Origin of the sequence: Accumulibacter sp. (genome assembly GCF_016789985.1) — a bacterium.
In the GTDB taxonomy this organism is placed as follows: domain Bacteria; phylum Pseudomonadota; class Gammaproteobacteria; order Burkholderiales; family Rhodocyclaceae; genus Accumulibacter.
The window spans coordinates 17,417-27,285 of sequence record NZ_JAEUOL010000149.1; the positions used below are offsets into that span (position 1 = coordinate 17,417).

Below are 9,869 nucleotides of genomic sequence, written 5' to 3' on the forward strand. Positions count from 1 at the left end.
CAGTCACCGGTGGAGTCGCTGGCGGGTTCGCTGGCGGGCTTCCCTGTTGGCCGCAGGCTGTGGCCAGGAACACGCTGAGCATGGCGACGCTTCGCGAGTAATGCCGTTTGGATGAGTGGCGTGGTAAACGCATAGTCGTACCTCCCGTGGAAAGAGAAGCAGCAAACGTACAATCGTCCGGTACCAAGCGCCCGCGGGCCGGCACCCGTGCGAACAAACAACAGGCTAGCACCTGGGTGGTTACTTTCGCAATCTGATTGTTGACAATCAGATGCCTTGATGTGCTCCAGTTCTCTTTACAGCCGGTCGTCGGCAGGCTTCGTTGGTGTGTCGCTGTTGAGCGCGAAGATCAATGATGAACGAGTACAGGGATTTTCGCGTAGGTGAGCACCTTGTAGGTCTCGCTGCCGAGGAACAGCGCGCTCAGGCCGTGACGGCCACGCGAAGCCATGAAGATCAGGTCGCAGCCGGCTTTGCTCGCGGCGTCGAGGATCGCTTCGGCAGGAGTGTCACTTGTCACTGAAATCTTGTTCCCCTTGACACCAGCTTTCTTGCATAGCTCGACGACGGAATCGAGAGCACGCCGCGCCTTCTTTTCGGTCAGTTTGGCGAACTCCTCGGGTCTGTTCGGGCCCGAGGGCGCGCCGTCGTTGTAGTACTCCTGAGGATACCCGGGTTTGGCGAAGAAGGCGGTAATGCGCGCGCCAGAACTCTTTGCGAGATCGACCGCCGCACAGGCGGCTTGCGTCGACAGCTCGGAACCATCGGTGGGAACCAGAATGTGCTTGTACATGATGCATCCTCCATCGTTAGGTTCGTCGAAAATGCGCTTCAACGACAGCACCGATCATGTTCCAAATACGAGGCTAGGGCAAGCCAACTGTGTCGGGCGACTACTTCTAACTACTTCTACTTTGTCAGATTCCATTTCAATCAAATGCTTCGAGCATAGCTGCCTGTCGTCGATAGGCTGACTCCATGGCCTGGTGCGGTCGTTTGTGCCTGTCGATGATGGATGTTGCAAGGTCCTCGTCGGTGACGATCTTGTTGGGGAGCTTGTAAGGCATGATTTCGACCAAGTCGCGGCAAGAGAGCAGTTCGGGGGTCTCGTCAAGGGCCAGGCGCTCTTTGGCCAGGAACATCGTGGCGATCATCACCAGCAGCATGTGATGGTGCCACGCCTGCCAACGGCGCACCTGATACTCCGCCATGCCACAAGTGCTCTTGGCCTCTCCTTGAAGGACTGCTCGACAAAGTGGCGCGTGCCCTGCATTTCCGCCAGACGACGCAGGGAAGCCTGCGGTTTGGCATGGGATAGACAGTACTTGAGCTTCGTGCTGTCCATTTCCCGGCGCACCAAGAGACGCCCATGTTGGGCAGAGGACGCTCGCCATCCCAAACCCACACCCGCTTGGTCAGATACTCGGCCATCACCTCACCCTTCTCGCCCGCCCGGACCGACAAGCGGCGCCAATGGGATGCCGGTTGAGTGGCCGTCCACTCAGCCACCGTCACGGGCACCGCTTTCGTCTGTAGCCGACGCGGCGCTTGACCCTTCGAGGAGCGGCGTGCCGGCACGGCAGGAGCCGGGTCATCGAGATCAATCGCCTGATCTGAATGCACTTCAGCCAGAAAGGTCTCCTCCCTCGCCGTCCAGTTCCCGAAGCAGCCAGGGCAAATGCCCGTAACCGCCATTGAACGCGACGAAGGAGAAGTGCAAGCCCTCCCGGCGTAAGCGTTGTACCATGTCCGGCACCATCTTGCCCTTGGTTCGGAATTCCCGCAAATCCTCAGGAATGCCTGCCACCTCACAGCGCTCGGCATCCTGGGTCCAGGCTTCCGGCAGATACCGTTCGGCATCCATCACCGAAGCCACATTGCCCCGAGCGATGGCGGCAAATACCTTGACCTGGCAGTTATCCGTCTTTCCCGGTCGCCCGTTCCACTGGCGGGCCACGCCAGCAGACATGCGGCCCTTCTTGGCCAAGCCGCTCTCGTCAAGGAGCGGTGCGCTGGGGTAGCCAAAATGGGCGTTCGCGTCACGTAGCCGTTGCCGGCGCACGCCCCGTCGTTCCCAGTTGGATTCGCTCAACACATGTGATGTAGCGGCTGATAGCAGCTATCAGCGACCGTTTCCGCCATGCACTCCATGTTGCGCTGCGAACTCTGCAACAGGCCGTGCAGATACTGGCGTGCCGCTTTCTCCATCGAACGTGTGCGGCTCTGGATGCAGCGAAGGTACGGCGTAAAGTGGGAATCGAAGTGTTCCAGCGCCGAGGCCACGAGCGCTGATATCCTATCCGTGTATCGAGGTTGACATTGTCACTTACAACTCCATGAATAAATTGAAGGATTGTAGCAGAAGTCATTTTAGAACATGACACGCCCGCACGATGCGAAATCAATCTGACAAGGTAGGATTAAACCACTGTCTGAATTCCGGGGACCACTATAAGCCCCACGTCTGCCCCAGTCGCTACCGTCCGGAACGAAAGTTACCGGACGGGATCCGCACTTACGGCGAAACAGCACTTTTGTTGCTCGCCGGATATTTCCGCTCGGGGCTGCCTCATTCTGCAGCGACTTTCCGGGGCAAGCCGATCTGGCCGCGACGCAGGAGCGCTTCCATCTCGTCTGGCGGCAGCGGGTGGCTGAACAGATTGCCTTGCAGCTTTGGGCATTTCGCACGCTGCAGGAAGTCGAGCTGTTCTCTGGTTTCGACACCCTCTGCAATGACATCGAGATCAAGACTGCTGGCCATGGCGATAATCGCGGTAGTGATACCCGCATCGTCGGCACCCTGCGGTAGGCCGCGGACGAAACTCTGATCGATCTTCAGCGTACCGATCGGGAAACGCTTGATGTAGGACAGCGATGAGTAGCCGGTACCGAAATCGTCGATCGAGAAATGTACCCCCAGTGCGCGCAGGCGATACAGCCCCTTGATGCGTTTGGCGTCCGGGTCCATCAGGATGCTTTCGGTCAGCTCCAGTTCAAGCAGGTCGGCGCCGACGCCCGTTGCATCGATGAGTGCCGCAACGCTATCCAGGAAATCCGGTGCGCTAAGCTGGCGTGCCGAGACGTTGACCGCCACCCGCGGTACCGCCACGCCACTCTGCTGCCATTCCCTCACTTGCTTGCAGGCGGCCTTGAGCACCCACTCGCCGATCGGAACGATCAGGCCGCTTTCCTCCGCAACCGGGATGAAGCGTGCCGGCAATACCAGCGCGTGTTGCGGGTGCTGCCAACGGATCAGTGCCTCGATACCGACGACCGTACCATCATTGGCACGCACCTGCGGCTGATAGAACAAACGAAACTCGCCTCGCTCGAGCCCCTTGCGGAGGTCGCCCTCAAGCGCCAGGCGCGCCGTTGTTCGGGTAGTCTGCGTCCGTTCATATAACTGCCAGTTGTTACGCCCTTGCTCCTTGGCATAATACATCGCGGTATCCGCATGCTTGAGCAGTGTCGCTGCATCGTCGCCGTCGTCAGGGAAAAGCGCGATACCGATGCTCGAAGTCACCGCGACCTCCTGTTCGCCGATCAGTACAGGGTTTGCGAGCAAGGCCTGTAATCGCTGCGCAACCACGCAGACGGCCTCGACGGTGTCAACATCGGGTAGAACGACGGTAAACTCGTCACCACCAAGGCGTGCGAAGTGCAAACCCGATTCGTCCAGGGCCGGCCGGGCAATGAAAGAACCAGCGCGCAGTTTTTCCTGCAGTCGATCAGCGATCGTTTGTAGCAGGCAGTCACCCGCACTGTGGCCAAGGGTATCGTTGATACGCTTGAAGCCATCCAGATCGAGAAACAGCAGGGCCATCCGGTGGTTCGTCCGGCGTGCCCGCAGTAATTCGTGGTCAAGGCGTTCGAGAAAGCTCTGACGGTTTGGCAGACCGGTCAACGTGTCGACGTAGGCCAAGCGACGGATCTTCTCTTCATTGCGCTTCTGGAGTGAAATGTCGCGTACTACAATTACCACCTTGTTAGGTCCGTTTGGCGCAATGCGCGCCTCGTAATAATGCATGCTGCCCTCTACCGGCAGATCGACGAACACCGACTGCAGATCACCTCGTTGAAGCGCCTGCTCGATACCCTGCCGAATGGCGGTTGCCGTCTCGACTGGCAGAACCGCTGACAGGTTTTTGCCGACCAGATCGCTCCCGACGACGAAGAACCGCGTAGCGTAGGTCTGCTTGTAGTCGAGGCAGATCCCTTGCCGGTCGACAACCAAGATCAAATCAGGCATCGCCCACATGATTGCAGCCTGTTGTCCTTCGAGTTCGTGCAATTCTCGGTGCTCGCCCCGCAGCCGGATAATTACTGCGGCGAGCCAGAAAGCCGCCTGAAACAGGCTGCCGATCGGAAATGCAAATACCGCGAGACGGCTGACTTCGACACCGCTGCCGATGACTGAAAAAGCCTGTATCCCCCCGCCGACCATTGTCGCGCCGAGCCCCAGCGTGAACAGCCGGATAGAGGCATCGCCACTGAACACCTCCCTGACAAGCAGCACGATGGTGGCGACTGCAAGCACGAACAGCACGGCTGCACCGGCACGGTAGCCAGTGGCATGCCAGGCTGAACCGAGGAAACAGAGCGCGCTGAGCAGGACGGAGCCGCCAATCGCCACCCGGACCCTTCCACGAAGCTGTAAAAACTCCAGCACCGCAATGCCGACGCTTAGCACCACGCCGGCCACCGAGATCGCCTGGAGAATCGGAAAGTATTGTGGGCCAGGCCAGAAAGGCACCAATGCTGAGCCGATACCAAAATTCTGCACCAGCCAGACCTGCAGCGCGACGCCGTAGAAGGCATAGGCCAAGGCTACGCGGCTGCCGGCGTAAGCATTGAAGCCAAGGGCCACGATAATCATCACCAGCAGGATGCCGCTGTAAGCCCCCAGGCCGGCCCACAGCAAGGTGTTGTCGCGCACAAAAGTGGTTTCGTCGGCGAACAGAATCCATGGACGGATCGCCTTGTAGTCCTGAACGATCGCGGTGATTGTCGCACCTTCGGGTAATGCAGGAAGGCGGGCATAGGGGAAGGGGCTGATGAAATCACGCTGGGCAAACGGTACGCCTCGCCCAGAAATGGACAGCCAGGGACAACCATTCACGTCGGTGGCGACAACGATGAAAAACTCGGCAATCGGTTCCTGCAGGTACACGATTGGCGATGCCGCACTGAACCGCTCGCGCTCGACCTTGATCTGGAAAGCGCGGGCTGGCCGGGTCGATGACAACTCCGGCAGCAACAGCTTCTCACAACCTGCGCGTGGCAGCTCCACCAAATCGCGAAGCCGGCTCAGCCAGCGGCTTGCATCGTCCGACCGACCGGGACCTCGCGGAGCATCCCACAGAGGGTTCAACCCTGCCGAAAAGGTGTTGGCCTTTGGTGAGGCGCCCGGAAGTGCAAGGGCTATCAGCACCAAAAGCACCAGGGCCTTACAGAGCCGCTTGGTTAACACACGCGTCATCCCGTAGTTCGTCTGCATCCACGCTTCCAATCTTCGGTGACGCCAAGCATTGGCGCCTGTCAGGGCATCGCGATCGCATTATATGCAGGAATCGTCTCCACTTCGCGCGTCGTCAGATGCAGCAGACTGGCTGCGTCATCGATCAGGTCGTCGTGCAACTCGCCGTTTCGATCAGTGACGCATAGCGGCTCGAAATGTACGCGGTAACGTTCGGGAATCCTGATGCGGGGACGGTACAGCGATCCCGTCTGTTCGGAGCCGGCCAGGTAGCTGCGGCAGCCGTCGCGACCCGGCCTGATGCCGTCGCGACCGTTGCTGCCGAAACGTGGGTAGCTCATTGTCCACGCATTTCCCATACCGCTCAACAGCCCCCAGTTGGATAACTTGCCGCGATAGTGACGGAAGAACTGCCAGGCATGAGCGACCAGTTTTCGTTTGGAAAGCAGACCCTTGTCCATGCGTGCAGCAAAGGCGATGGCATCCCCGATATGGTCGATGGGGTGACACATGATCGAGCGTCCGTCCATGTCGCGCAATCTCACGTTCGGTAGAAACAGGCCCTCGCGCAGCCGGTTGCGAAACAGTGGTGTTCCCAGCATCGGGATGGCAAAGCTGAGGAAGCTCGGTAAGGTGATGCGCGGATTGGCGACAATGAGTTCGGTTTCAGCCAGACACTCTTCAATCGTGCGGTCAACCAGATCGAAGATCAGGCCGTAGTGGAACACTAGACCAGCCTCCAGACAGGACCGGATGATTTCCTCCTGCGGCAATACCAGATTCTGTTTTTTGTTGAAGGCGGTGATCTGCGTGCGGCTGAGCGACTCGACGCCACTGAAAAAACCGATGCAGCCGGATTCGCGCGCCAGCCGGACGTTGTCGGCATCCCTGAAGAAGTCGGCAGTTACCAGTGCCGCCCAGCCGCCGAACTTCCGTTGCTTGAACATCTCCTTGAGGAGCGCCATGCGCGCCTTGAAGTAGGCACGTGGTCCACCAAAAAAATTCTGGTCGAGCAGCATTACGCACTGACGGTAGCCCATTGCATCGATCTGCCTGCGCACATAGTCCAGGTCGTAGGCCATAAACTCACGGTCTTCGGCCGTCATGGAGCAAAAACTGCAGCGAAAGTTGCAGTTGCGGGAAGCTTCCGCGTAGCCGATGATGCGCGTCCCGGGCATCAGATCGTAGCGCGGAACGGGTCTGTCGGCGGCGTGCCCCGGGCCGAAGACGGCATCTACCACCGATACGATCTGCTCGACGTCGCCGCTACAAACGTAATCGAAATAGCGGCGGCTGAGATTCGGTAGCATCCGCGCCAGCGAACCACCCATGGCGACGACGATGCCCGGATTGACTGTCCTGGCGTACGCCGTGACCTGCTTCATACGGTCGAATGTCGGGTTAAGACCGGTCAGTACCAGCAGGTCTGCCCATTGCAACACAGAAAAATCATCGAAAGGGCCGTTGCGAAACTCGCAGGCAAGTCGCACATCGACCCGGGCAGGCTCCAGCATTCCGGCCAGCACAGCCGGCGCAATTGATTGCGGCACGATCCAGGGATTCCCCCGCGCACCGCGATGATTGTCGGAATAACAGTTGAGAATCAGGATTCGCGGATTCGGCATGTCGGGCTCGGTCCGCCTTCGTCATCGAGCCGACAGCGCGGTCCAAGCGGACTTGGCATCGCTATACCAGCGATGGCCGATTTCGCAGAGGCTATCCGTGTTCGCCACGAACAAGTGAGACGATGGTGGGACCCAGGTACCGCAACTACGGATAGGCTGATTGTGCCAGGCATCCTGCAACCACCCGTCGCATAGGCGCTTGATCAGGTCCACGTCGTCCTGCCGGCTCGCAGAGATATCCATTTCGGCGATGCGGCGAAACTCTTCGACGCTCCAGCCAGCTGGAACACTCCACGCTCCTGTGTGTCGATCGATGACTGGCTGAATCATCGGGTTCATGCGCACAATCGCCGTTTCGGTATGGGGGCAACAGGACACGTCAAGCGGCAGGCCACCGTCAAGCATGAGGTGGGCAATGAAAGTGTGTGCATCCGGAGGATCGGCAATGATCGTCTTGCCGACCTTGACGAGTTCCGGGAGGAAACCCGTTCTGGAGCGCGGCCGGCACAGTGCATCGGGGATCCCTTCGGTTCCGGATTCCGGCAAAAAAACCGTGCTGGTTCCAAGCGACAGCACGCCGATATCGCAACGCGGTACGCCCAGGGCGATGGCTTCGACAACACCCGCCAGCACCGGATTATTGTAGCCCGTCATTGCGCCGTCCCAAAATCGGCAACCGTCGAATTCGGCGGGCTTGTCGAACCAGTTGATCGGTGCGGTGCTTGACGCATGCGCCGCTTCCGCGAGCGTCGCGCGCTGCTGCCGGTGCGGAAAGCTGGCGGCAGGGCTGGTAACATTGCTGCGCATCATGCGAGCCCGATCGCGATCGAAGTCGTAAGTGACAAACAGAAATGACATAGGCTTATCGGCTTCGCCTCGCTGCGACCGCACGGAAGCGATGCTGTCGTTGAGAATCCCGTGCAGGCTCTGCAACGATATGGTACCCATCCGGGGCAATATGCGGTGCAGGAACTCAAGCTTGCCCTCAGTGGAAAAACGCTGGCCAACCGGGCTCGATGGCGAAACGGCGCAGGTGAGCAACTGCAAGAGGCTCCGGTACCAAGGCAAGCGCCCAAAAAGTGCGTTGCGGTTGACACAGTTGTCGAACAGCTCGAAGATTTCGCGCGGCGAATAGCCCTCGATCAATGCCGCGGCGACGATCGCCCCGCCCGAGCAGGCCGATACCAGGTCAAAATGGCTAAGGACCTGATGCCCATCCTCGCCGGGAAAAAGATCATCAAGCACCTTCGCTTGAATCAACGCGAACGTACCGCCGCCGTCGAGCGATAATATACGGAAGGGCTTCCTGCCGGACCGTGCTTCCATCGGCAACACTTCCAAGAAATACTGAATTTTCATCTTCTCGCCATCTCAGGCAATTAATATTATGCCGAAAATTGCACGGATGTCGATCTATAGTCGTCCCAGGGACGGGCCTGTCCGGGTTTTTGAGAGCCGACCTCGGAAATTCGGACAGCGGTATGAGTGGTAGCCTTGCCCAACAAACGGCCGCATAGCGGCCCTGAAATGGAGCAGGAGCATGACGAGAAGGAAGAGGCGGAATCACTCGCCGACGTTCAAGGCGCAAGTGGCGAGCGTAGCGCTGAAGGGTGACAAGACGTTGGCAGAGCCGGCCCAGCAGTTCGACATTCCTCCCCCACCGGATTGCCGACGGGAAGTGAGCTTCCCTCGATTTTTCGTCTTCCAACCTGTCGGCATTATGCCGCCGATTTCCGTTCACGCTGGGCGCTGATCCAGTTTCCAGGGATTTCGTGGGCGAGGCGTGGCCGAGCGTGGAATGCGCCGGCGCTGGTTGTAGAACGGCGCGATGTCGCCGAAGAGGTTGGCCTGTGCCTCGGCCGGCGTGCCGTAACGGATGCCTGCACCCGCTCTTTCTTCAGTCTGTTGAAGAAGCCCTCCGTCGGTGCATTGTCCCAGCCGTTTCCCTTGCGACTCATCAAGCAGATCATCACGTATTCTTTCAGCCGCGCTTGCAAAGCGTAACTCGCAGACTGGCTGTCCCAGTTGGAAGGGTGGATCAACCCCGGCGCCGGCCTGGGCGGAAGCAGGCCATGGTCAGCGCGTCGATGACCATGTCTGCCGTCATGTGCGACTGGATCGACCAGCCGACGATTTTCCGGTTGAAAGGATCGCGCACCACAGCTAGGTAGGGCCGGTCCTCGTCGGTCCAGAGGGAGGTGGGATCGGCTGCCCAGACCTGATTCGGCGCTGCCGGCGTGAAGTTCCGACGCAGCAGGTTCGGCGCCACCGGCAGGCTGTGCTTCGAATCCGCCATCGTCTTGTCGCGCCGCTTGTGTCGCGCACAAATGCCGTTTTCCCCATCAGCCACTCGACGCGCGCCTTGCTGGCCTTAACGCCGCGATCTCGCAACTCCTGTGTGGTTCGCGGGCGGCCGTAGGCACTATCGGACTCGGCGTGGAGGATGCGGATGAGCGCCAGCATCTGCCCATCCACAGGTCGTTTGCGTTCGGTCGTGCCGCCGTCTTTCCCGGCGCGGTAGCTGCTGACGCTCACTGCCAGCGCCCGGCACCGATCGGCCGGTTCATAGTTCTTGCGCTGTGCGTCGATCCAGGCGTACTTCGTGGCGCATCCTGCGCAAGGTACACCGCCGCTTTTTTAGGATTCCTTTCTCTTTCCTGAGCCGGACGTTCCCGGCCTTACCACCCATCACCTTTAATGTAATCTCTCATTATTACGAGGCAACACATTGAGAGACGATGGGAAAGACAGATAAGTTAGCGGACGAG

7 protein-coding genes and 2 pseudogenes are annotated in these 9,869 nt (G+C 59.3%); 1 reads left to right on the top strand and 8 read right to left on the bottom strand.

The genetic code is table 11. The annotated features are described in order from the left end of the window. Positions 1–349: 349 nt before the first annotated feature. The 7 genes from JNK99_RS08565 to JNK99_RS08595 form a co-directional block, all read right to left on the bottom strand. Positions 350–793 (bottom strand): universal stress protein, encoded by a 444-nt coding sequence (locus tag JNK99_RS08565; protein WP_291851411.1) that lies wholly within the window; start codon positions 791–793, stop codon positions 350–352. A gap of 136 nt (positions 794–929) precedes the next feature. Then, entirely contained in the window at positions 930–1,211 is a 282-nt protein-coding gene (locus JNK99_RS08570) for a hypothetical protein (protein ID WP_291851413.1), read from the bottom strand. 413 nt (positions 1,212–1,624) lie between these two features. Continuing rightward, a complete protein-coding gene (locus tag JNK99_RS08575) occupies positions 1,625–2,095 on the bottom strand; it encodes a transposase (RefSeq protein WP_366518741.1) in 471 nt (156 codons plus the stop codon). Next, complete coding sequence (locus JNK99_RS08580) at positions 2,089–2,283, bottom strand: hypothetical protein (RefSeq protein ID WP_291851419.1); 195 nt, start codon at positions 2,281–2,283, stop codon at positions 2,089–2,091. The genes JNK99_RS08575 and JNK99_RS08580 overlap by 7 nt, the downstream gene beginning before the upstream one ends. Before the next feature lie 286 nt (positions 2,284–2,569). Beyond that, positions 2,570–5,290: an EAL domain-containing protein gene (locus tag JNK99_RS08585; RefSeq protein ID WP_291851423.1), complete on the bottom strand. Its 2,721-nt coding sequence runs from the start codon at positions 5,288–5,290 to the stop codon at positions 2,570–2,572. 248 nt (positions 5,291–5,538) lie between these two features. Beyond that, the gene (locus JNK99_RS08590; RefSeq protein WP_291851426.1) at positions 5,539–7,101 is read right to left on the bottom strand and encodes a radical SAM protein; all 1,563 of its coding nucleotides are present in this window, start codon (positions 7,099–7,101) and stop codon (positions 5,539–5,541) included. A gap of 21 nt (positions 7,102–7,122) precedes the next feature. Beyond that, positions 7,123–8,460, bottom strand: coding sequence for a patatin-like phospholipase family protein (locus JNK99_RS08595; RefSeq protein WP_291851429.1), 1,338 nt, complete (start codon positions 8,458–8,460; stop codon positions 7,123–7,125). Positions 8,461–8,641: 181 nt separating this feature from the next. On the opposite strand from JNK99_RS08595, the pseudogene JNK99_RS08600 reads away from it, so the two are divergent. After that, positions 8,642–8,758: pseudogene (locus JNK99_RS08600) on the top strand (IS3 family transposase); the annotation flags it as partial. Between the two features lie 129 nt (positions 8,759–8,887). Here JNK99_RS08600 and JNK99_RS08605 read toward each other — a convergent pair. Continuing rightward, a pseudogene (locus JNK99_RS08605) lies at positions 8,888–9,702 on the bottom strand (IS3 family transposase); the annotation flags it as partial. Positions 9,703–9,869 lie beyond the last annotated feature (167 nt).